The 23,950-nt window shown below is 42.7% G+C and carries 23 protein-coding genes, 1 pseudogene and 1 riboswitch; of the genes and pseudogenes, 17 read left to right on the top strand and 7 right to left on the bottom strand.

What is annotated here, in order from left to right; translation table 11 throughout:
• Positions 1-43: 43 nt before the first annotated feature.
• Entirely contained in the window at positions 44-2,098 is a 2,055-nt protein-coding gene (locus NST31_RS04525; protein WP_077109802.1) for a molybdopterin oxidoreductase family protein, read from the bottom strand.
• Positions 2,099-3,131: 1,033 nt separating this feature from the next.
• On the opposite strand from NST31_RS04525, the gene NST31_RS04520 reads away from it, so the two are divergent.
• From NST31_RS04520 to NST31_RS04505, 4 genes and pseudogenes are all read left to right on the top strand, one after another.
• Positions 3,132-3,560, top strand: coding sequence for a hypothetical protein (locus NST31_RS04520; RefSeq protein WP_077109803.1), 429 nt, complete (start codon positions 3,132-3,134; stop codon positions 3,558-3,560).
• Between the two features lie 451 nt (positions 3,561-4,011).
• Entirely contained in the window at positions 4,012-5,343 is a 1,332-nt protein-coding gene (locus tag NST31_RS04515; RefSeq protein WP_077109804.1) for a hypothetical protein, read from the top strand.
• A 488-nt stretch (positions 5,344-5,831) separates the two neighbouring features.
• Entirely contained in the window at positions 5,832-6,089 is a 258-nt protein-coding gene (locus tag NST31_RS04510) for a transposase (protein WP_077109805.1), read from the top strand.
• 99 nt (positions 6,090-6,188) lie between these two features.
• Positions 6,189-6,761 (top strand): annotated as a pseudogene (locus tag NST31_RS04505) (cation:dicarboxylase symporter family transporter); the annotation flags it as partial.
• Between the two features lie 120 nt (positions 6,762-6,881).
• Here the strand turns inward: NST31_RS04505 and NST31_RS04500 are convergent.
• Positions 6,882-7,100: a hypothetical protein gene (locus tag NST31_RS04500; RefSeq protein WP_236016921.1), complete on the bottom strand. Its 219-nt coding sequence runs from the start codon at positions 7,098-7,100 to the stop codon at positions 6,882-6,884.
• 338 nt (positions 7,101-7,438) lie between these two features.
• On the opposite strand from NST31_RS04500, the gene NST31_RS04495 reads away from it, so the two are divergent.
• The 13 genes from NST31_RS04495 to NST31_RS04435 all read left to right on the top strand — a co-directional run bounded on the left by NST31_RS04495 (position 7,439) and on the right by NST31_RS04435 (position 18,793).
• Positions 7,439-7,825 carry a DUF4870 domain-containing protein gene (locus NST31_RS04495; RefSeq protein ID WP_339164106.1) on the top strand — a complete coding sequence of 129 codons (387 nt, stop codon included), beginning with the start codon at positions 7,439-7,441 and terminating at the stop codon, positions 7,823-7,825.
• 84 nt (positions 7,826-7,909) lie between these two features.
• Positions 7,910-8,028, top strand: a riboswitch (SAM riboswitch).
• 487 nt (positions 8,029-8,515) lie between these two features.
• Positions 8,516-9,346, top strand: a complete 831-nt coding sequence (locus NST31_RS04490) for a MetQ/NlpA family ABC transporter substrate-binding protein (RefSeq protein WP_077109807.1) — start codon at positions 8,516-8,518, stop codon at positions 9,344-9,346.
• Positions 9,343-10,344 carry a methionine ABC transporter ATP-binding protein gene (locus NST31_RS04485; RefSeq protein ID WP_077109808.1) on the top strand — a complete coding sequence of 334 codons (1,002 nt, stop codon included), beginning with the start codon at positions 9,343-9,345 and terminating at the stop codon, positions 10,342-10,344. The genes NST31_RS04490 and NST31_RS04485 overlap by 4 nt, the downstream gene beginning before the upstream one ends.
• Entirely contained in the window at positions 10,334-10,987 is a 654-nt protein-coding gene (locus NST31_RS04480; RefSeq protein WP_077109809.1) for a methionine ABC transporter permease, read from the top strand. The genes NST31_RS04485 and NST31_RS04480 overlap by 11 nt, the downstream gene beginning before the upstream one ends.
• Positions 10,988-11,011: 24 nt before the next feature.
• Positions 11,012-12,037, top strand: a complete 1,026-nt coding sequence (locus NST31_RS04475; protein ID WP_077109810.1) for a CoA-transferase — start codon at positions 11,012-11,014, stop codon at positions 12,035-12,037.
• 2 nt (positions 12,038-12,039) lie between these two features.
• Positions 12,040-12,798: a CoA-transferase gene (locus NST31_RS04470; RefSeq protein WP_077109811.1), complete on the top strand. Its 759-nt coding sequence runs from the start codon at positions 12,040-12,042 to the stop codon at positions 12,796-12,798.
• Between the two features lie 17 nt (positions 12,799-12,815).
• Positions 12,816-13,601 (top strand): CoA-transferase, encoded by a 786-nt coding sequence (locus NST31_RS04465; protein ID WP_077109812.1) that lies wholly within the window; start codon positions 12,816-12,818, stop codon positions 13,599-13,601.
• Positions 13,594-14,325: a CoA-transferase gene (locus NST31_RS04460; protein WP_077109813.1), complete on the top strand. Its 732-nt coding sequence runs from the start codon at positions 13,594-13,596 to the stop codon at positions 14,323-14,325. Before NST31_RS04465 ends, NST31_RS04460 begins: the two co-directional genes overlap by 8 nt.
• A 136-nt stretch (positions 14,326-14,461) precedes the next feature.
• Positions 14,462-14,914: an OsmC family protein gene (locus NST31_RS04455; protein WP_339164103.1), complete on the top strand. Its 453-nt coding sequence runs from the start codon at positions 14,462-14,464 to the stop codon at positions 14,912-14,914.
• 552 nt (positions 14,915-15,466) lie between these two features.
• Positions 15,467-15,838, top strand: coding sequence for a DsrE family protein (locus NST31_RS04450; protein ID WP_339164099.1), 372 nt, complete (start codon positions 15,467-15,469; stop codon positions 15,836-15,838).
• Positions 15,839-16,067: 229 nt separating this feature from the next.
• Positions 16,068-16,493 carry a DUF2935 domain-containing protein gene (locus tag NST31_RS04445; protein WP_339164097.1) on the top strand — a complete coding sequence of 142 codons (426 nt, stop codon included), beginning with the start codon at positions 16,068-16,070 and terminating at the stop codon, positions 16,491-16,493.
• A 112-nt stretch (positions 16,494-16,605) separates the two neighbouring features.
• A complete protein-coding gene (locus NST31_RS04440; RefSeq protein ID WP_339164094.1) occupies positions 16,606-17,526 on the top strand; it encodes a DMT family transporter in 921 nt (306 codons plus the stop codon).
• A gap of 301 nt (positions 17,527-17,827) precedes the next feature.
• Complete coding sequence (locus NST31_RS04435; RefSeq protein WP_236016920.1) at positions 17,828-18,793, top strand: D-glycerate dehydrogenase; 966 nt, start codon at positions 17,828-17,830, stop codon at positions 18,791-18,793.
• A 567-nt stretch (positions 18,794-19,360) separates the two neighbouring features.
• On the opposite strand, the gene NST31_RS04430 is transcribed toward NST31_RS04435, so the two are convergent.
• The 5 genes from NST31_RS04430 to pxpB all read right to left on the bottom strand — a co-directional run bounded on the left by NST31_RS04430 (position 19,361) and on the right by pxpB (position 23,927).
• Entirely contained in the window at positions 19,361-20,152 is a 792-nt protein-coding gene (locus NST31_RS04430) for a putative hydro-lyase (protein ID WP_077109818.1), read from the bottom strand.
• Between the two features lie 71 nt (positions 20,153-20,223).
• A complete protein-coding gene (locus tag NST31_RS04425) occupies positions 20,224-21,366 on the bottom strand; it encodes an NRAMP family divalent metal transporter (protein ID WP_339165475.1) in 1,143 nt (380 codons plus the stop codon).
• A 63-nt stretch (positions 21,367-21,429) separates the two neighbouring features.
• Positions 21,430-22,203 carry a 5-oxoprolinase subunit PxpA gene (locus NST31_RS04420; RefSeq protein ID WP_077109820.1) on the bottom strand — a complete coding sequence of 258 codons (774 nt, stop codon included), beginning with the start codon at positions 22,201-22,203 and terminating at the stop codon, positions 21,430-21,432.
• Positions 22,204-23,217, bottom strand: coding sequence for a biotin-dependent carboxyltransferase family protein (locus NST31_RS04415; protein WP_339164089.1), 1,014 nt, complete (start codon positions 23,215-23,217; stop codon positions 22,204-22,206).
• Positions 23,214-23,927 carry a 5-oxoprolinase subunit PxpB gene (gene pxpB / locus NST31_RS04410; protein WP_339164087.1) on the bottom strand — a complete coding sequence of 238 codons (714 nt, stop codon included), beginning with the start codon at positions 23,925-23,927 and terminating at the stop codon, positions 23,214-23,216. Before pxpB ends, NST31_RS04415 begins: the two co-directional genes overlap by 4 nt.
• Positions 23,928-23,950: the final 23 nt, after the last annotated feature.

The raw sequence follows: 23,950 nt of genomic DNA, 5'->3' as shown, positions 1-23,950 counted from the left end.
CTAAAACCATGGGCTTATTTTTCATTTAATCTTTACTCCATCTTTATTTGCTCACCACAACCAGCTTCTCGGCATTTACTTTGCCTGAGAAAAACACTGCGCCTCCGCCCATGTCTGCTTCCCGGTCTGGAGTCAATGAATTTACAAGTCGCTTTGCTCCAGGGGCATCGGCCCAGAGTCCTTGAGTGACCAGAACGCCTGGGAGAACTTGGTCTCCGACAGATGCCGGCAGCTCGCATTCTCCACGATCATTCCAAATGCGGACCCAATCACCATTTTCAATACCGAGCCGCAGCGCGTCTTCCTCATGAATGAACAGTTGCGGCGCTTTTTCCAATCGTACATGTTTTTCGTTATGTGAAAAAGTGGAATTCAAAAAGTTATGGTTCGGACCTGGTACAAATAGAAACGGATAGTCGGAATGCTCTTCTTTCAACGGTATATGCGTTGGCAGTGGCGGATGCCCGTCCAACGCCATTTTATGCGAATACAATTCAATTTTCCCGCTTGGTGTGTTCAACCGTTGTAAGCGGCTTTGCGGATCACGTGCTTTGACAAAGCGTTTGTCTTGCAGTTCTTCCAAGGTAACATCGGGAAAATATGGGTTGGACACATTTGATATCGCCTGGCGAATCATATCTTCATCACTGTCTTTAAAAGCTTCTTCACCAAATCCCATCGCTTCCGCCAGCAACCTAAACACATCCGCATTTGACTTGCTTTCCCCGTAAGGAGGGATTACTGGCTCCTGTAAATGCAAATAATGATGCCAATACGATGTATAAATATCTCTATTCTCAAAGGATGACGTTGCAGGCAAAACGATATCGGCATATGCCGCCGTTTCCGTTAAGAACAAGTCATGGACGACTACAAACAGATCTTCACGCATCAATCCTTCTCTTACCTTACTGGAATTAGGCGCAACCACGGCAGGGTTGCTGCCATATACAAACAGGGAGTATATCGGGTTGTCCTTCTCCATAAGCGCCTGGCCCAATTGGATCATATTAATGGAGCGGGTTGGTTTTCTTTGCAGATCCGGCCGCTGTAATGCCCTTGTGTTGTAGTTCAAGTAAGCGGAATTTGATTTAATTGCGCCGCCGCCATTCAACAGCCATTGACCCGTTAAAGCCGGGAGGCAAGAAATGGTTCTGACTATCATCCCCCCGTTGTCATGGTGTTGCAATCCGTTGCCGATCCGGATCATGGAAGGGGAAGTACCCCCGTACAGCCGGGCAAGTTTATAAATATCTTCAACCGGAATTCCGGTAATGCCAGAGACAACATCCGGCTCATATTGTTTTACGTGGTGTTCCAGTTCTTCGTATCCTACGGTATGCTTTTTTAAAAAAGCGCGGTCAACGAGGTTCTCGTTGTATAAAATGTGCATGATGCCGAGCGCCAATGCCGCATCGGTTCCGGGGATGATTGGAATAAACCAATCCGCCATCCGGCCGGTCTGGTTTTTATGGACATCAATGACGATGAGTTTTGCCCCTCGTTTTCTCGCTTTTTGCGCGATCATCACCTGATGCATATTTGTGCTCGCCGCGTTGATTCCCCAAAAAATAAATAGTTTTGTTTCTGTCATTTCCTCGGGATCCGTACCGAAACTGCCGCCCATCGTATAGCGGTAGCCCTCACTTCCGGCATCTGAACAAATGGTTCGTTCTAACTGGCTTGCCCCGAGCCGGTAAAAGAATCGCCTGTCCATTCCCTCCGAATGGATCTTGCCCATATTTCCATAAAAGCTATACGGCAAAATGGACTCAGGGCCTTGTTTAGCAATCAGCTTTTTCCAGTTACTACAAATACTCTCAATCGCTTCTTGCCAACTGATTGGAACAAAAGTACCTTCGCCTTTTCGTCCAACCCGCTTTAAAGGTGTTTTCAATCTTTTTTCATCGTAAAGTCGCGCTCCCATATTCCGAACTTTATTGCAAATACTCCCTTTCGTAACGGGATGAGCCGGATCTCCGTCAATTTTCACGATTTTCCCATCTTGTTTATGGATGAGCAATCCGCATTGATCCGGGCAATCAAGGGAGCAAACCGCAGGAAATAGTCCATCTTTTATATGTGCAAAAGATTCCATATAGCATCCCCTAACATCATAATTTCATAGATTATATCATATTACGGACAATCGGACGTTGAAAAAATAAGCGAGCCTAGATGGGTGATAAAGAAAAAGGCACAAGAAAGTAGCATGATACCACCACTGAAAAAAGTGACATTTTCTAACAAAAGTCTGTGAAAACGCCAATAACTGGAGAACTAATATAGTCGCTTTTTCGAAACGAAATTCAAATCAAGTAAAGCAAGAGCGGAAGACGATGCCATTGTATATTTGAATTCAGTTGCTCATGTGGTTAAGGGATATGTTAAGGAGCCCAGAGTTGCCAGTACCGTATTACACAAAAGAGGAAGGAAGGGTTTTGGCTATATAACCGATGTTTTAAATGAATAAACAACAGCGGAATTTGTTCTTATTCTAGGGCACGATTAGTTTCCCATAAGAGAGGGTTTTCCCATCATCACTAATGACATACATCTTTTTGTTGAATCCTCTTTCTGGGAAACCAATTCCATTTTCGTTCCATGATTTTTATAGAGTAGAGGATAAACCTCTTTTTATAATTCAACGCTCATTAATACTTTTTCAGGAGAAGCACTATCAGTTATATCTTGAGAAATAGCATAGTTGTCCTTTAATAATGGGCTGTTAATTACAATGATTTCCTTTGAAAAGATCATCGCCGGCCAATATATGGCAATAGAATATAGCAATACTACAAAAACAAGAAAGGAAAACGCCTTTCTGCGAAAATAGAGAAACGAAGCTATGTGGCAAAAGAAAGCGACCGCTCATTCAACTACTAATCTTACTCAATAAAAATTTTCAAAAAATTGATGTTGCCTTATGTATGAACAGGGTAATCGAGAACCTTATTATGAAACATTACAAAAAATAGCTGATTATTATAAAGTTTTAACTGTTCCCACCTCGGCAGAACTGATAAAATGAAACCAGATACTCTCTACACCGCCCTGCTGACCAAGACGAAGAGGACATTGCCAAAAGACTTTAGGAAATAAAAAACGATCTTGAGCATGCAGAAGGGTTAGTGTTTGATGATGAACCATTTTCAAAAGAAGCGCAGAAATCATTTTCAAAATCCATGGAATATATCGTGAGAACACTAAAAAAATTAATAAGAAAATACACACCAAAAAATACAGAAAGGAGAATAGCGATGAATGAGCAGCTGTTGAAGCAGATTTTAGATGAATTAAAAGGCGTCAAAGAAGAAATTGCCGGGATTAAGACCGAAGTTTTTGAAATTAAACTAGAACAACAAAAAACAAACGAACGTTTAACCAGCATAGAATCTAAGCAACAAATTATTTATGAGCAAACTGGAAAGCTAACTGAATACCATTCTGAAACCATGTCTCATCTTGAACAGCTCGCCACAAAGGATGACCTTGATTATTTTGATAAAAAGATTTCTCAACATGAACGGGAGATATTCAAAATAAAGAATAGGGCGTAGTTAAGTTGATTCGTAAAAAAGTTAATGAATTAATCAAAAAACACAAAACGAATGATCCCTACTTATTAACTGATATTTTTAAAAGCCATTCATTTCATGATTCAAGTAACGACTAACCACGTAAATATTTAAATAAATTCATCGCGATTAATAAGGACTTATGCTATGAAATTCAAAAGTACGTTTGCGCGCGTAAAAACACCTTTTATTCAGTCAGCAGGATTGAGGCGGAAGCTCACAAGTTTGCTGTTGAATTACATGCCTGACAATCAGTTAAAGGAATATTATGAGACTATCCATGTATGAAATTGCATGTTATGTATTTTTGGAGTCCCATAAGAGTTTGTTAAACTCAAGAAGTGTAATTTTTTTGAATGTTTACTTGTAATATTTGTCGCCCCCTTATTCTGATCAATATGTAAAAAAAATATTTCTTTAAGGGGTGATCGCTGTGAAGAATGCTATTGATTTTCACTTTAGTCTTCATGAGAAAATCGAAAAATATAGACCAAAACGAAATGGAGACGGGGATATCGAAAAATGCATTAGTGTTTGCGAAATGGGAATGGATAACCTCCCAGCTTTTATTAGAGAATGCCATATAGAATACAAAGATCACTCTGTAATAATTCCTCCCTCTATTCCTTGTAGAGATGTTTTGTTAAAATGCTACTTGATTATTTCAGATTTTGAGAAAGCAAGAAGTGTAGTTAATAGATCAGTTGAATGTCGAGCTTGGGATGAAAGACGAGGAAACGATGAATTAGAGTTTATAAACAATGTTAAAAGTGCATATATTTCTGTCCAATCTAGAGTAAGAGAATATCCAGGAACTTTGCAAAAAGACTTATACGTTATTCTTCCAGAGTTGGATAGAAATGCATTGAAATGGTACTTAGCAAACACAAACTCATTAATAAAGAGAAAAATCAAAAGTACATATTCTTTGTGGTTAGAAGGTCAGGATATTCCAGAGGAACCGATACAGGAAATTGTTGATAATAACAATGTAGTAATGAATGAAGACGTTTTAAGTTTAGCAAAAAAAAACATTAACGTATCATTATTTCCAAAATGGTATGTTTCAATAAGTTTTGGTTATTCTACTTCTAAGAATTATCAAAAGGCAGTCACATTAGCGAAATCAGCGCCGCAATATATTGAATCTTTTGATGAAGATAATAACATTATTCATCAAGCTGTATTTTCGGAGCAGACCAGTGATTACCTCGCGTTTATTAGTTTATATGAGCTAATAAATAATTGGAAATCATGCTTTGTTATAATAAACGGTGAAATTGTAGACAGAAAAATTGTTGGTGGAATTAACTATTGTTATGGAGATAAATTAAGGTCTGGTAAGTCTGATTTTTGTTACGGCGCTAGTGAGTATACTATAAATCCATTCGGTTGCCATAGGCTACAAATAAGTCAGTTTAATAACCCTTGGTGGAAATTTGGCAGATTTGATACTAATGGAGTATGGCATGTAAATAAAAACGAGATTTTAGATAGAATCAAAGAATATTCCACTCCTTATATTCACTGTCCAGCATTTTCCATGGAAAGAATACTAAAAGCGTTAGATGATCTGCCAGACTTTATTAATCCAGAAATAGACAAGGATTGGGTTAGGGTGAATGAAGGTGTTGAGCCAAAAAATCATCTTGCTCACGTTAATTCCATAACAATAACAGTAGATGTCAATAAACAACCCGAGACGAGACGTAAAAAAGAAGGATTTTTATCAAGCCTTTTAAAACTGACGGGACTTAGGAAATAATAAAATCAGAGGTAAATTAATTGGGATTTTTCGATAAAAAGTTCAGAGAATTGCTTGATGAGGGCATCGTTACACAAGAAGAATGTCAAGCACAAAAAGAAAAAATTTTAAACATGTAACAAAATGGCCCAATTTCGGGCTTTTCTTTTAAACCAAATAAGAACGTATATTCTTATGAAATCTATATAGCTTACTTTCAAAAAGCACCAGCTAAAAACATGCAAGGATATGATTAGAAATGCACAGAAGATGCTCCGCCTCGGCTCATTATCGGAAAAAGAAGGCAAGTAACAAGAAGAGCAGAAACGAAGAAGAAGGCCGAATTAAGCAATGGCTAAACCTGTATGGGCTGTAATCCGTCCGCTAGTAGTTTCAATCATAAATTTTCTCATCATATCACCTGCTGGATGAAGTGTGGAGCTAGTATAGATGTATGGACACATGTTAGTTAAGTCTCTATCCTATAAAATAGAGAGGACGTGTCCGGAATGAAACAAAAACGTTATAATCAAGAATGTAAGCAAACAATTGTCGAGCTTTACAGATCTGGCACATCTGTGAGCGATCTCAACCGCGAATATGGGGTATCTGAAGTAACGATTTATAAATGGATCAAAGCACTTTCTCCTGAAGGAAGTGATGGCTTATCATCAGCAGAGATTGCGGAAATCCAAAAAGAAAACCTTCGCCTTAAACAAGAGGGCGACATTCTAAAAAAGGCTATGACCATATTCGCGAAAAAGTGACCAACCAAGAGATCATCGACCATATCAAGCAGGAGAAAGAAAACCACCCGGTTCGAATAATGTGCGAAGTGCTTGAAGTGCCAAGAAGTACGTATTACCAATCATGGGAATATGCTTCCCATTATCTTCTTTTCTGTCTTATTCGGTTTAGGGATTACAGTGGTTGGCGAAAAAGGAAAAACTGTGTTTGCCTTCTTTGAAGGTGGAGCAGATGCTATGTTTTGGGTGACAAATATTATTATGAAGTTTTGCCCCATTCGGTGTATTTTCTTTAATTGGTGTATCGGTGTCAAAATTTGGTTTAGATTCATTGATTCCACTTGGAAAACTAATGATTCTTGTCTTTGCAACTATGCTCTTTTTTATTGTTGTTGTGCTTGGAGGTATCGAGAAGCTGGCTTATTACTAATATTTTCCACATTGAAATTATTGAAAGATGAGCTGCTTTTGGCATATTCAACTTCTAGCTCTGAAACAGTATTGCCAAAAGTGATGCATAAAATGGAAAAGTTCAGATGTCCAAAAAATATTGTTTCTTTTGTAGTTCCGACCGGTTATTCCTTTAACTTGGATGACTCTACATTGTATCAAGCTCTTGCAACGCCTTTTATTGCTCAAATATATGAGATGATTGGTTTAAGTGATCATTCCACCCCCATTTATATAATTTTATAAGGGGGAATAACATCAAAAATTTCTAGGAGGACGAAATATAATCGTATAGTTTGAATAAACCTGGAAAAACTGTTACAGTCCCAAATGCTTTGTCGCCAGCCTCAGACTAGTATACAGCTAGTCTTTTTTAATATGTCGCAAAATAAAAAATCCTGTTTTAGTCAGTAAATAAAAGGTAAAAATCATCACCATCGTTTTAGATATTACATATCCATCAAGTGCTAAATCGTAACCTTTGGGCAACAAGAGCTCACTTTTAAAACTGAAAAAAATTGAAAGTAAAATAGGGACGATAATTAAAAACATAGCTATCAAAAGTTTCAATTCGTTATTCAAAACAAACAACTCCCCTAAAATGTGTCGTTTTCATTCTATATCTTTTTTAGCTTATAGCGCTTTCATGTACTTCCACCATTCTTTTCAAAGCCGTCGTTGGCTGTACGGCGGAACGAACTTCTCCTATTTCCATAAATCTGTCAGACTCATTATTCATAGATTATACCATGCTCTGGACCTTGCCCGTTGAACGTGGGGAAAAATCTGCTATCATGCTATGGGTTCTTTTTTTGGCTAAATTATGATTGATTAGATTCACTTTTTTATGTAAGGTTGAATAAATGGTGTGATTTGTGACACTCGTGTCAGCAAAAATTACTTGAAAGGGAGAGCAGTGAATGGACGATCATCATGAAATTGGCCCCCAAAAGGAGAACGACAGGAAATCATCCACCGGCCTTGAAGAAAATGTCGCGGGCTTATTATGCTATTTGGGAACATTCGTGACGGGCATTATCTTCTTTATCTTGGAAAAGAAAAGCCCTTTTGTAAAATTTCATGCAATGCAGTCAATGGTCCTTTATGCAACTCTGTGGATTGTAGGGACAGGCGTTAGTTATGTACCCTTTGTCGGATGGTTATTCAAGTTGCTTATCTCATTGGTTGGCTTCATTTTGTGGGTGTTGCTCATGGTCCAGACATATCATCGTGAGCGGATAAAAGTGCCGGTCGTTGGTGACATCGCGGAAAACCTTGTTCAACATTTTAACGGCAGAAGCCAATAAAATTTTAAAACTTAGTTGACAACCGGGAAGATTCGGAATAGAATAGGTTTCAACATTCCAAACAAAATCAAATGATTTTTATGACTCTTATGAAGAGAGGTGGAGGGACTGGCCCTGTGAAGCCTCGGCAACCATTGAATATATTTTATATTCAAACGGTGCCAATTCCAGCAGACTTTTGTTCGAAGTCTGACAGATAAGGGGCGAAGCTGATAAATATGATTTAAAGCGGAGACCTCTTATGTGTAAAGGGGTCTTTTTATTTGGGCATTTATTGAAATGATAGATGCTTTCGTAAAAGGGAGTGTTGAAGCAAAAATGAATCTTGAAGTCGCAGGTCATTACAAAATCAATAGTTGCCCATGACGACGCCAAAACAACCGAAATTTCCAGCCTGATACATCTATAGATGATAAAGAAGCTGACCGGACAACCGGAGGCCTCTTGATTTACACAAGTTTGCCCACGTACGGCATAGTTGTGCGAATCAAGGGGTCTTTTTTATGAAAAAAGTGGATTGCGAATTGTTTTGAGTGACACGACGCTTTCCATTGATACGTAGCCAGGGCCGGAAAGAATATGGATACTGTCATGGAAAAAAACATAGTATTCCTATCTTAAAACGATTATATTGCGATTTGTTGGCATAACATGGGAAAAATAAATTTGCTAAAGAGGGAGAATCATCAAATGAGAAAAACATTACTTACCATTAGCCTGATTTTTACTTTACTTGCTTTGGGAGCGTGTGGAAGCACTTCAGCAGGGGATGAAAAGAAAGAAATCACCATTGGCGCCACAGCAGGACCGTACAGCGATCAATTGAAAGAAGGCATCATTCCGATTCTTGAAAAGGAGGGATATCGAGTAAATATTGTGGAGTTCAATGATTACATCCAGCCAAACATCGCATTAAACGAAGGAGAAATAGACGCCAATCTATTTCAGAACAGCATCTATTTAAAACAGTTCAATAAAAATCATGACGTGGATCTTGTTGCTTCTTACGCGGTTCCGACTGCCCCTATCGCACTTTATTCCGACAAACATGATTCGTTGGATGATCTGAAAGAAGGGATGACGATAACGATGCCCAATGATCCGACCAACTTGGCCAGATCGTTGAACATGCTTGCGGATTTCGGGTTGATCACTGTGAATGAAAAGGCCGATCCAACTGTCGTTTCTGAAAAAGACATCGTGGAAAATAAGCTTCATTTACACATCAAACCAATTGATCCCGCCCAAACACCGCGTTCATTGGGAGATACTGATTTTGCTTTTATTAACGGAAATTTTGCATTGGCTTCGGGATTAAAACTAGATGAAGCAGTGGAGATCGAAAAAACACCGGAAGGTTATTTGATTTATGTGACGCTCAGAAAAGAAGATATTGAAAAGCCGTTCGCAAAAGCTCTCGAAAAAGCCTATCACTCAGATGAATTTTTAGACTATACAAACAAGCATGCAAAGGGATATGTGAAACCGCCCTATCAAGTGAAAAAGGAGGAAAATGAATGATCGAAATTGTGAATGTTACGAAACGGTATAAACAGTTGACGGCTGTCGACCATGTCAACTTGTCCATTCGCCAAGGTGAGATTTTTGGCATCATTGGTTACAGCGGGGCCGGGAAAAGCACATTGCTCAGATGCTTGAATCTGCTGGAAAAGCCGACACAAGGCATCATTGTTATTGACGGTAAAGAATTGACGGCATTATCTGATCAGGAAGTTCGGAAAGAGCGCCAAAAGATCGGCATGATTTTTCAACATTTTCATCTGATTAGTTCGAAAACCGTTTATGACAATATCGCTTTTTCATTAAAAGCGGCAGGCAAGACGAAAGCTGAAATTAAAAAGCGGGTTCCGGAGCTTTTGGAGATGGTAGGGCTGTCCGATCGTAGCGCTCATTATCCCGCTCAACTCTCAGGAGGACAAAAACAGCGGGTCGGTATCGCCCGGGCGCTGGCCAATGAACCGAAAGTGCTTCTATGCGACGAAGCGACTTCGGCACTTGATCCGACAACAACAAAGTCAATATTGCAACTGTTGAAAAAAATCAACAAAACGCTTGGGATCACGATCGTGTTAATCACACATGAAATGGAAGTGGTTCAGAATGTATGCCATCGGGTGGCTGTTATGGAAAATGGGCAGGTTGTTGAACTGGCTGATGTGTATGATATGTTTGCCAATCCGCAAACGGCCTTGTCCAAGCAATTTGTTCAAACGGTCCACTCCCTGGAATTGCCTGAAAGACTTCTTTTGGGAAGAAAAGGGGCGATTGTCCAAATCACTTTCAAAGGAGATTCGGCCGAAGAGGCGGTCATTTCGGAGACATTAAGACAATTTCATATTTCTGTGAATATCCTGCATGGTCAAATTTCTTACATTCAGGAACGTCCGCTCGGAACACTCATCATCGAAATGATTGGCAGTCAATCAGATGTCCGGCAGGCGATTCGATATATAACGAAAAGGACGAATCAATTGGAGGTGCTTGCCGATGTTGCCTGAAATGGTAAATGAGTTTGGAAAAGCATTTGTTGAAACGTCATGGATGATGGGCATTGCTGTTGCGTTTGCGGTCATCATCGGCGTCCCTATGGGGGTAGCCCTTTTTGTGACAAGTGAAGGCATGTTTTGGCAAAACCGCTATATACAAAGCGTGGCTGGAAGCATCATCAATATCATTCGCTCGATCCCATTTATCATTTTACTCGTTGTTCTTATTCCGTTTACAAAATTGATCCTGGGAACAACGATGGGACCGGTGGCTGCAAGCGTCTCACTGACCGTCGCCGCCATCCCTTTTTACGCCCGCCTTGTGGAAACATCATTACGGGAAATTGATAAAGGGGTGATCGAAGCGGCGGAATCATGCGGCGCTTCCCCGTGGCTGATTATGAAAGATGTCCTGCTTCCTGAAGCGAAGCCGGGCATGATAGCCGGACTTACTGTGACGGTGATCAGTCTATTAAGCTATTCGGCAATGGCTGGCATCGTCGGCGGCGGAGGAATTGGCGACTTGGCCATTCGCTTCGGCTATTACCGTTTCCAAAACGATGTCATGATTGCCACGGTGATCATATTGGTTATTCTCGTTCAATTGATCCAGTTTGTCGGCGACCGGGCAGCCAGGGCAGTAGATAAAAGATAATGGTATATCAAAGGAGGAAAAACAATGACTCAAACATTCATAAAGGAAGATACCACATCCAGGCTTTTCGGGTGGGAGCATCCGGACAAAATAAGGGAGTTCCGAAAAAACAATAAATCACTCGTGAAAAAAGACAAGAGAGCCACATTGCAAGAAGCGGTGGCGCGTGGGGTGAAAGAAGGGGATTATATCGTTTTTGGCGGAATGGGATCGGTGCGCAACCCGATTGCCGCGGTGCATGAAATCATCCGCCAAAAAACAGGGAATCTGACAATTGGCACGAAAGGATCACAGCATGATTGGCAATTGTTGGCGGCAGCGGGAAACATCACAAAAGCGGAAGTCTCCTACGGTTTTGCCGATGAAGTGCGGGGACTGTCACTTCCAACGAGAAGAGCGGTTGAATCCGGCCGGTTGAAAGTGTTATCCGAGATTACAAATGCCGGTTTTCAATGGCGCTTTACCGCGGCGATGAAAGGTTTATCTTTTTACCCGACGAGATCCTCGCTTGGCACGGATACTTTACATTACAGCGGATCGAAAACAATCACGGACCCTTTTACAAACGAGAAAGTGGAGCTTCTGCCCGCTTGTTATCCGGATGTCGCGGTCATCCATGTCCACCGTGCTGATCAATATGGAAACTGTCAAATTGATGGGAATGTCGCGGAAGACATTGAACTGGCCCACGCGGCAAAATTCGTCTTAGTGACAGCGGAAGAAATCGTACATGACGAAGTATTTTCAAGTCGTCCGGACTTGACGAAAATTCCTTATTTCGTTGTGGATGCGGTTGTTGAAGTACCATACGGTTCTCATCCAAATCAAGTGCCGAGCCTTTATTCATTCGATGAAGATCATTGGCAAATTTGGCTGGATGCATCTATCAGTGATGAAGGCGTTGAAACCTATTTGCAGGAATATGTGTATGGCAGCCATGATCACTACGAATATTTGGAGCAAATTGGTGGTGTCCGTGTGTTGAAACAGTTGGAGAAAATTGAAAAGAAATTGGCGCCATATCCAAAAGTGGCGAAAAGGAGAGGATAAAAATGGGAAACGATACAGAAAAAATGATTATTGCGGCATCGCGTCTTTTACCGAAAGATGCGGCTGTTTATGTAGGAACGGGCATGCCGCTTCTCGCTTCTGTTTTGGCTTTAAATACTCATGCACCCGATTTGTTGCTTGTCTATGAAGGCGGTGGAGTGGGAGGGAAGCCAACCGGAAGGCTGCCGATTCAGGTAAGTGAGTCGTTGACATATGAAAACGGCGTGACAGTCGGCTCTATGGACTATGTGATGAGTTTGGCGCAAGCAGGCTGGATCCGTTACGGATTCTTGGGTGGCGCCCAGATCGATCAGTACGGAAATTTGAACACAACCGTAATCGGTGATTGGGAAAAGCCGAAAGTAAGGTTGCCCGGCTCCGGCGGCGGAGCCGATATCGCATCCTTGTGTGAACGTACGATCATCATCATGGGTCAGGATAAGAGAAAGTTTGTTAACAGGCTCGACTTTTTAACAAGTCCCGGGTATTTGCAAGGGCCAGGCAGGCGGGAGGAAGCCGGATTGCCGGCCAATACGGGACCATATCGCGTCATTACACAGATCGGTGTGTACGGATTTGCTGAAGAAACAAAGAAAATGACATTGCTTCAATTATTTAGGGGATATACGTTGGATGATGTTCAGGCAAACAGCAGCTTCCCAATTGAAGTAGCCGACGACTGGTCCTATGTGGATCCTCCGACAGAAGCTGACTTGAAAACATTGCGGACGCTTGATCCTGATGGCATTGTCATTGCATAAAAAGGAGGAGAAAACAAATGTCAAAACAAACAAGCTTAAAAACAGCGGTGGCAGCCGTTGAAGACGGAGCGTTGCTCGCCCTTGGCGGAAATGCGCTGCACCGCTCTCCGGTGGCGTTCGTCAAAGAGTTGATCCGTCAAGAAAAGAAGAATCTTTCCGTTATTAAAACAGCCGGCGCCTTGGATGTCGATCTGTTAGCGGCGGCTCAATCGCTAAAGGCTGTATACGGCGGCTACATTGGCTTTGAAATGTTTGGATTGGCGCAAAGCTATCGTAAAGGCGTCCAAAAAGGAGACATTACAGTGTATGAACATGCATGTGCCAGTGTCATCGCGGCTTTGCGGGCAAGCATTTATGGTATCCCTTTTCAGCCACTCAACGGATTTCAAGGAAGCGAGCTTCCGGAGCTTACGGGAGAGGTTCGCTATGTTACCTGTCCTTTTACAGGTGAAAAAACAGCCGTAGTTTCCGCACTGCGTCCAGATTACACGGTGATTCACACTAACATTGCCGATGAAAAAGGAAATGCTTTTATCGAAGGAGCAGTGTTTGAAGATCTGATTATGGTACGGGCGGCGAAAAAAGTAATCGTCACAGCCGAACAAGTAATTGATTCCGAAAGCTGGACTGTCAGGCCGCAAGTTCCCGGCTTCCTCGTCGAGCATGTCGTCTTGGCTGAAAACGGAGCGGCACCAGGCAGTTGTGCACCTTTGTATTCTATCGACAAAGCCGGTGTTGTGGCATATTTGCAGAATTGCGAAGGGTTCGTGGAAAAAGTAAAGGAGGCTGAAATCCATGTCTAATGTTCAATTGGCTGATAACATCACGATTGCGATGGCCCGTCTAATCAAAGACGGTGAGCGCGTCTTTCATGGAGTAGCCTCTCCCATGCCCGCGGTAGCGATTCAATTGGCGAAAAAGTTGCATGCCCAAACAGCGGTGTACTTGAGCATCCCGGGAGGGGTGGATGCTGTACCTGCAGCTTTTTCAAGTTATTCTTCGGCAGATCCTGTATTGCGGGAAGGGTCCATTTCTGATTTTCCGCTTTCCGATATTTTCGACTTATCGGCTCGTGGCGGGCTTGATGTAGCTTTTTTAAGTGGAGCGCAAATTGATGGGTATGGTAGGATGAACTTGAGTGCAATCGGAACGTATGACCAACCGAAAGTCCGATTGCCGGGCGGGGCGGGCAGTGCGGCTTTGCTTCCAACTGTCAAGAGGGGCATCCTTTGGAAAACGAATCATGATAAAAGGAGCCTAGTGGAGAAATTGGATATTGTGACCGCTGCGGGCAATACGGAATTTGTCATCACGCCACTTGGCATTTTTAAAAAATCAAAGGAGGATGGGCGTCTGCGTCTTTACGCTATTTTTCCAAACAGCTCTTTGCAAGAAATTCAAGAGAACACGGGATTTGTTGTGGAAAAGCACGAGGAGTTCATTGAATTTCCTCCGGTTACGAAAGAAGAGTTGTCAATACTGCAATCGATTGATCCCAACGGAACAAGATTTAGTGAATTTAAGTGATGTTCGCTCGTATATTTAAAGAGTGGGTTTATGTTTTGAAACTTACAGTTTTCGGGAATCAAAGGGGTAAACAGTCTAGTCGATTCCCCAACGCAAGACGGCCAAGTAAAAATAATTAAAGAAGAGGTGTATTGAAATGGCAACAGCACAATTTATGAAAGTAAAAACAAGCGGTAAATGGGAAAAAGGATTGCAAACCTCCATTTTCATCAGGGATTTTGAAAAAATAATTGTTGATGAACCAGCCAGTCTGGGGGGAACGGACAAAGGACCAAACCCGGTTGAGCTTGTATTGGGCGGGTTATCCAGTTGTACATCCGTCATGATTGCGCTCATTGCCAAGGAACAACAATTCTCGTATGAAGGTGTGGAATTTCAAAATGAAGGAGCGCTTGATTTACGGGGATTGCAGGGAGTTGAAGGAATTTCTCCCCACTTTCAAACGGTTCATTATAAGGTACACATTAAAACGAATGAAAGCGAAGAAAAAATAAATGCTTTAAAAAGTGAAGTGGAAAAAAGATGCCCTGTTTTTAATTTGTTGGTTGATGCGGGTGTAAATGTTCAAGGTGAATGGATAAAGGTATAAGGGGAAAAGCTGTTCGAGAGGCTGGTGATAGCAAGCCATTCACACTTTTCGATTTACTCTGCTATTTTCCGGTTTTACGTGACGAATTTTTGAGAATTCCGGTTGACTCGCCAGATGTACGATCTACTTTCGTCCCTATCCATACAAACGGAAAGCCGCTCGAGTAGCGGCTTTTTATAATGGAAAAGTCTTTCCTGATGGTATGAACAGCCTTTCATTGCCGCTGGATGCAAAACCAAAAGACTACACGAGATAGTTATTTCATGGCTTATTGTAAGAAGGGTATAAAGCCGAATTCCATTAACCGGAAGGGCTGTGTCAAAGCTTCTGTTATGAGCAGCTATTAACCATTTACTGTTCGTTGCTCAATCGTTAGATCGGTGTCCCAGTGTGGCGCGGATATTTGCCATGTTCATGCCGGAAGGGTGACAATGAGGCCATTAGTTGAACCTACAGACATGTATTTTTCTTCATATTAAGGGATGACCACTGACATTTTGATATCGATGCCCAATATGTTACAATGATTGAAAAATTTAGGAGGGTTTTGTTTTGGCGCACGCAGACTTGCTCATTACACTGACCGCATATGAAAACAATCCAAACAATGTAACGATTGCTTTTACGATGGGTACCAAAGCGTTGGAAAAAGGACATACCGTTGAATTGCTGCTTCTGTCAGATGCTGTCTATCTGGCTGAAACAGGTTATGCTGACAAGATTGATATTGGCGAACCTTTTCAACCCATCAAAGAATTATTGCCTGCCTTCTTGCGACAAGGCGGTAAAATAAAAGTATGTTCAGCATGCATGAAACATAACGGCGTAAAAGAAGAAAACCTCATTGAAGGCAGTGAAGTGATTCAGGCGGACGATGTAATAGATTCCATCATGAATTCTGAGAAAACGCTACAACTTAATTGAATTGCATAGAAAGCCAGGTCGGCCGTAAAAACGGAAACGTTCATAAGAAACAAGGGCGACTGGTCATTTTACACGTTGAAGTCGAAAAAAACATCTTCCCGTTCTGGGAAGTAAAGGCTTCGTTCATCTGCCTATCTAAACAAGTACCCACTGAAAGATGGATGAATAGGAAGTTAGAAGAATATAGTTGTCCTCCTTCCCATATATTGAAAATGGGAGGGGGAGTGGCATGCAGTTTTATTACGGCCCGCAAATGCCGCTGCGCATATTGGATGAGGCGGAGTTTTGGAAGCATCAAGAAGAAGAACATACAGTCGTTATCCGGGAATTAGTGACAGGATTAGAGCCGGAATATGTCGAAGCGCTGTTTGAATGGGAGAAAGCGCTGTCAAAAACCCATCAGCAAGTCGTCAGTTTTATTGAGTCTGTCGTCCGTTCCGGTTACTATATTCCTGTTCAATTGTATCAGCAAGTACTTCAGCTCGTGACATTTTGTCTTGAGGAGAGTGAACGTTTTATCGAGTTATGCCGGCAAATAAAAAATGACAGCGCGGTTGTGGCGAACAATCAAACGGCTGTTGTCGTCTTGGACCATATTATACGTGAATCGGAATATTTTATCGGTATAGCTCGTGCGCTGCTGACTTCCAGATAAAAAATAGTCTCGGGGCTTGTTAGAGTCCCGGGACTATTCTTTTTTTGATACAATGAAATAGGATACGTTAGAAAGCGATTACATAAAACAAAATGCAAAGGGGGGCATTTTTATGTATCCCTACATATTATTGATGTTTGCCGTGATTTTTTATGCAGGAAATATCCTAGTGGGAAAAGCAATAAATGAATTGCCGCCCTTTACCATCACTTTCTTTCGGCTGCTGACTGCTTTTATTGTGTTGCTTCCTATCGGTGTTTCAGGCGCATTGCGCCATCGTGAAGAATTTAGAAAGCATAAAAAGCCGCTGCTGATCATGACGGTGACGGGGATTGCTCTATTCAACATTTTGCTTTACGGGGCGTTGCAATTTACGACTTCCACAAAAGTGGCCGTGATGGAGGGAGCCATTCCCGTTGTAACGGTTATCATGAGCGCGTATATGCTAAAAGAGCGCTTGAATATCAGCCAATGGTCAGGAATTCTCCTTTCAATGGCGGGAGCGGTCTGGGTCGTCATGAATGGCAATGTGCTGGAGCTGGCCACGTCTGATTGGAATGTAGGGGACGTCATCATGGTTGGGGCTGTTATCACTTGGGCTATTTATACAATTGCTGTTAAACAATATATGCCTTTATTCCCTTTATATGGCGCATTGCTCGTAATGTCGGGTTTATCCCTCATCATGTTGCTGCCATTTCTTCTTATTGAATGGTTCGTTATGGGGATTCCGGCATTTACTGTTCCAACCGTAGGGGGGCTTTTATATTTGGGCATTTTTCCGTCTGTTCTTGCTCTTATATTTTACAATCGCGCTGTAGAAATTTTAAATCCCTCCCAAGCATCCATTTTCTTGAATTTTCTCCCAGTCATCACGATGATTGGCGCCTATTTTTGGCTTGGGGAAACAGTCACTGTAACCCAAATCGTCGGTGCGTTGGCCGTTATTGGCGGGGTATTATTGACGACCAGGGTAAAAGGGAAAAGAAACTCGGTCCAAGTAAATAACAAACAATCAAAAAGTGAGGCATAACAATGGATTCGCATAAACAGGCGTTCAGTGTTTGAAAGCTAAAGATAGAGGGAACTTAACACTTATGAGATGCGGATTTTGTAAAAAAGCGTTTCCCTTCACTACTGTTTTTTTCAACAGTTGAAGGATATAAAAAAGGTTGTTTTTGCTCCTCATCGGGAAAAGTCTCCTGCATCGGATCAGTAATGTTTGCCGTGCGGTATGGGTGTTGGGAGACTAAGGGATTCTCATTTCCCTTTATTTTCAGGTGATCAATGTTAAAATGAGTTTGAGGACAATGATGAAACAGGGGGAAAGTGCCATGAGTAAACCCAAAGTGTATATTACGCTTCCGGTGGCAAAAGAAGTGGAAGAATATATTGCCAAACATTGTGAAGTTCGCAAATGGGAAAGAAAGGAAGCGATCCCGAGGGACATGCTTCTGAAAGAGCTTGCTGATATAGATGGCTTGATGACTACTGGAAGAAGAATCACAGAGAATCTACTAAATCACGCACCGAAGTTGAAAGTTGTGAGCAATGTTTCTGTTGGCTATAACAACTTTGATTTAGAGGCGATGAAAAAAAGGAACGTGATCGGAACTAATACACCGCATGTTTTGGATGAAACCGTTGCCGACTTGGCTTTTGGGCTCATTCTTGCTTCTGCCCGCCGCATCGCTGAGCTGGATCGTTTTGTGAAAGAGGGGAAATGGGAACGAGAGAATGGTGATGATCCGTTTATGGGTGTAGACGTGCATCATGCGACTCTCGGCATTATAGGAATGGGCAGAATTGGAGAAGCGATTGCCAGAAGGGCAAAATTCGGATTTAATATGGATGTTCTTTATTACAACCGGAACCAAAAGCCCGAGGTTGAAAAAGAGGTCGGCGTTACATACAGTCATTTCGAAGATTTATTAAAGGAATCTGATTTCGTTTTGTTAATGACACCGCTTACTCCGGAAACCCGCCATTTAATAGGGGAAAAAGAATTCAAGCTGATGAAAAAGACGGCAATCTTCATCAATGTGTCCCGGGGCCAAACGGTCGATGAGCAGGCCTTGATCACTGCCTTGCGAAATAAGGAGATTCATGGGGCCGCACTGGATGTGTTTGATCAAGAGCCAGTGGAAAAAGACAACCCTTTGCTCCAAATGCCAAATGTTGTAACAACTCCCCATATCGGATCCGCCACCCAAAAAACAAGCGATGCCATGGCCATGCGGGCGGCTCAGAACATGGTTGCCGTCTTGACTGGCCAAAAACCAATCGACCCCGTGTGGTAAAGCAAAATTTAGCCTGAATAGGCTGATTCAGGGGCATTCTAAAAAGTCCAATTTAGAGTAAATGCACTACAATTTAAAACCCAAAGAATGTTAATTTTACAGCATTCTTGGGTTTTGTTTTTTTATTTTCAAGCTGCAATTTTACTTTTTGGACAGCCCTTTCTTCCAGCTCTTAGTAACAGCCGTTTTAGCAAAAGACAGAATGATTGCGATTTCTTAAGAACGCGCCCGAACCATATCTGTTTTGCAATTCAGTAACGATAAAAGAGGAATTATACCAAACTCCTCGGTAAGATAAAAAAGAAATCCGTGCCCGGATGATCGTTACTTCCCCTATTTCGGCAAGGGATAAAGTGGGGAGCGTGCGTGACTTCCGCCTTATCGGTAATGATAAAGGCGAAATCATTACCGGATGATCGCCTCTTCCACAATATTGGTGCAATGCTTTCCATCTGCCAATGCGCTTTTTCAGTAACAAACAGGAGAGACAGGTTTTTATGCATTTTTACTAGTAACAAAAATGAATACCCACTTTCTCTATAAGCTAGATGAGCCTCGTTTTTTACTTTACATAATACTCAGACTTTCATTTGTTAAATCGGTCAAAAACATGTGCCCGGGTGCATGTGTGATCATCATATCAGGTTTTACATGCATGGCGACTGCTTGCGGGGTGACTCCGCAAGCCCAAAATACAGGAATTTCTCCTTCTTTGATTGTGACGCTATCGCCAAAGTCAGGTTGATTGATATCTCGAATTCCAATTTGTTCAGGGTCTCCTAGATGTATGGGGGCTCCGTGGACACTTGGAAAGCGGCTCGTAATTTGCACAGCGCGAATGGCGTCTTTGGGAGGCATCGGCCTCATGCTTACGACAGTCGGGCCTTCAAAACGTCCTGCTTTTTGGCAAGGAATATTTGTAATATACATAGGAGCATTGCAGTCTTCTTCCATATGGCGGACCGGCACGCCGTTGTCCAGCAGCTTTTCTTCAAAAGTGAAGCTGCAGCCAAGAAGAAAAGCGACCATTTCGTTATTCCAAAAATCAAAGATGTCTGTCCGTTCCTCTGTTAATACGCCATTGCGATATACCCTGTATTTGGGCAAGTCGGTTCTGATGTCGGCATTTGGCGCAGATAATGTTGGAATGAAAGAGCCCGGCTCTGTCACATCGATTAACGGACAAGGCTTTGGATTCCGTTGGCAAAACAGCAGGAATTCAAAAGCCAGTTCTTTCGGCAGTATGGCCAAATTTGCTTGTACAAACCCAGATGCCAATCCCGACGTTGGTTTTACCCACTTTTTCCTTCGTATGAGTTGTCTGATCTCTGCCGGATTCATGTCGGCCATTAAACTCATGATTTGTCCTCCTTCAAAAAAGTTAAATGATCTCTAAAAGACTCGCTCATTCTCAAATTTTCATTGGCTCCTTATTTAAAGAGTTGCGGAATTCCGTTGACAAGCGAATACACACCCATATATGACATGGCGATGACGATAAAGATGCCAAAAATGGTCATCCACAGGGGATGCTTATAATCACCGACAATTTTTGCGCGGTGGGCAGCAACAAGCATCACTCCGAGCGCAAGCGGGAGTATGAGCGCATTTAAGGAACCGACCAACACCAAAATTTTGACTGGTTGTCCAACGGAAATGAAGACAAGTGTTGAAGCAGTGATAAATCCGATAATGATCCAATTATGATACTTTTCCAAAGTCGGATGAAAGGTGCGGATAAAAGAAACGGAAGTATAAGCACAGCCCACAACAGAAGTAACGGCCGCCGCCCACATAACAATCCCAAATATTTTGTAGCCGATATCGCCGGCTGCCAGTCGGAAGACAGATGCCGGCGGATTGCCTGGGTCAAGTGTGAATCCCTGCGCGACAACCCCGAGCGCAGCTAAGAAAAGGAAAATACGCATAATAGACGCAATCCCGATGGCGCTCACCGAGCTTCTCGTCACCTCAGGCAGTGCCTCTTTCCCTTTTAATCCGGCGTCGATTAAACGATGTCCGCCTGCAAACGTAATATAGCCCCCAACAGTGCCGCCGACGAGGGTAATAATGGCCAATATGTCGATTTGGTCTGGCGCAAATGTTTTCATGAGCGCTTCTCCAACCGGGGGCTGTGCGGTAAACATCACGTAAACGGTTAGCCCGATCATGACAAAGCCCATGATTTGGGCAAAGTGGTCCATCGCCTTGCCAGCCTCTCGTACGAGAAAGATGCCAATGGCGACAGCACCACTTAAAAGCGCTCCTACCTTGATATCCAACCCAAGCAAAACATTCCCGCCCAGACCGGCTCCGGCAATGTTGCCGACATTAAAGGCCAGCCCTCCTGCCACAATCAAAGCGGCAAGCAAATAGCCCAAGCCAGGCAATACGTCATTTGCGATATCTTGGGCACGCTTTTCCGAAACGGCAATAATACGCCAAATATTCAGTTGAGCACCAATATCAATAATGATTGACATGAGGATGACGAAGCTGAAGCTTGCCAATAATTTTTCAGTAAATACAGTTGTTTGTGTCAAAAATCCTGGCCCGATTGACGAAGTTGCCATTAAGAAGGCAGCTCCAAGCAAGAGGCTCGCATTTCCTTTCTTAGCCACTAATCATTCCTCCAACTATTGATGTATGAAGTTTCCAATCGCGGTAACAGTAACGCCTTCCTTTTTTAATGCTTCCGGAATATATTTGGCAAATTCGAGGGCTGTTTGACCGTCTCCATGGATGCAGACAGTTTCAGCTTTAATCGGAATATCCCTCCCTTGAAGGGTGGGAGCTTTTCCTTCTTTTACCATCCGGATCACCTGGTTCACCGCTTTTCCGTGATCGGTAATGAGCGCATTGGTTTCCTGTCTGGAAGTTAGTGTCCCATCTTCCTGGTATGTCCGGTCCGAAAACACCTCATTTGCCGTTTTTAGCCCGATTTTTTCTCCGGCTTTTACGAGTTCTGACCCGGAAAGACCAAATAGGATTAGTTCCGGATCCACTTTGTATACGGCTTCGGCGATTGCCTTTGAAAGAGCGGCATTTTTTACGGCCATGTTAAATAACGCCCCGTGCGGCTTTACATGTTGTAACTTTGCGCCTTCTGACGCGACAAACGCATGGAGCGCCCCAATTTGATAAACAACGATGTCATATGCTTCTTCGGGGGAAATATTTATTTCCCTCCGGCCAAATCCCAATTTGTCGGGCAGGCCGGGGTGGGCACCGATGGCTACATTCTTTCTCAGCGCATTTCTAACTGTTTTTTTCATGATGGAAGGATCACCAGCGTGAAAGCCGCAGGCAATGTTTGCAGAGGTAATATAATTCAAGATTTCATCGTCATGTCCGATTATGTAGGCTCCAAAGCCCTCTCCCATATCACAGTTTAAATCGACAGTATACATTTAAGCTCCCTCCTGAGTCATTTTTAAATAAATGCCTTGTGTCAATTGTTCGATGGAAACTTCCATTTCTACATACAATTCTTGCGCCTCTTCCAACGATATCTCTGTAAAGCTGATCTGTTCTCCGGGCTTCGTCTGGGCAACGAGCGGCAAGTCTATGGAAGCAATTTGTCCAATCTTCGGATATCCGCCGATAGACTGGCGGTCTGCCAAAAGAATAATCGGATTTCCGTCTGGCGGCACTTGTATGGATCCGATATTGATGGCTTCTGATATCATGTCTTTTGCTTGTTTTAGTTGTAAGGAAGGGCCTTTTAATCGGTAACCCATCCGATCCGATTCGGACGTAACATAAAAGGGCTTTTCAAAAAAGCCTGTTTGACTTGCTGTCTGAAACCAATGAAATTGAAGGCCTTTCATTGCCCGAACAGACCTGCGTTTTTCAAGAGGCGGGTACAGGTTTTCGGAAGCGGCCCAACGACTCTCTGCAAACGGCTTATTTCCGCATTGAATCGCCAATTGCTTCAGAATCTGTTTGGAAAGTGCAGAAGAGGAACCGACTGATAGGCGATCCCCTGTTTCCAAGGCACGTCCCTTGTATCCTCCCACTTTCGCGCGCAGATAAGTGGATTGGCTTCCCATCACAATGGGAATATCTATCCCGCCCGCGATGGCCAAATAGGCCCGGCATCCTTTTTGCGCATACTTAAAATCGAGGCGGGCTCCCTTTTTGACAAGAACAGGCCGCCATGCCCTTACTTGTTCTCCATCTATAGTGGGGGAGAGGTCTGCGCCGGTAATGGCGATGAGCGTATCTTCTTCGAATTGAATGGCAGGTCCGACCAATGTGATTTCAAGGGCGGCTTCATTGCCGCTATTCCCGACAAGCAAATTGGCGATCCGATGTGCCAACGGATCCATTGCTCCGCTTGTTATGACTCCGTATTTTTGGTAGCCGGTCCTTCCGAGATCTTGAATGGTTGTCATAAGACCGGGACGTAGCACTTTGATCATTGGCTCTGTACCTCCCACTGCTTGTATTCCTTCAAGCTGATCGGCTTGAATTGAATTTTATCTCCTGCTTGGAGCAAGGTGGGAGGCTCCTGACCAGGATAAAATAGCTCTATTGGAGTTCTGCCGATAAGTTGCCAGCCACCGGGTGTTTCAATCGGATAGATTCCTGTTTGCTTTCCCCCGATCCCAACTGTTCTTGGTGGAATTTTCAGCCGGGGCGTCTTCCTTCTTGGAGTGGCGATTTTTTCCGGCATACCGCCAACAAAAGGAAAGCCGGGTGCAAACCCGATCATATAAACGGTGTAATTCCCAGTGGAATGAATGTCGATGACTTCTTCGGGGGTGAGTCCATTATGTTCGGCAACATATGACAAGTCGGGCCCGAATGCACCGCCATAGCACACGGGGATTTCAATCACTCTTTGCCTTATTTTTTGTTCGGTCGTATAAGAAGAAAGCAGTTCATGAATTCTTCGGGAAACGGTTTCAAAAGGCGGCTCATGTTTTTTCGCTAGTTTGGAAGCTATATAAATATCATAAAACAGTGTCACGCTTGTATAAGCCGGGACATATTCGATCAACCACTCTTCATGCTGTCTTTCAAGAATTTCGCAAGTACTTTGAACGAGATTTTGCGTTTGCGGATTGATCTCATCGCCTCCATGAATTACTATCGCGTTGTCACCAAATGGTTTTAGATGATAATTCATTTTTTTCACCCCATTTTTTCTAT

Source organism: Siminovitchia sp. FSL W7-1587, assembly GCF_037963795.1.
Taxonomy (GTDB): domain Bacteria; phylum Bacillota; class Bacilli; order Bacillales; family Bacillaceae_C; genus Siminovitchia; species Siminovitchia thermophila.
This window is presented reverse-complemented; position numbering and strand designations above follow the sequence as displayed.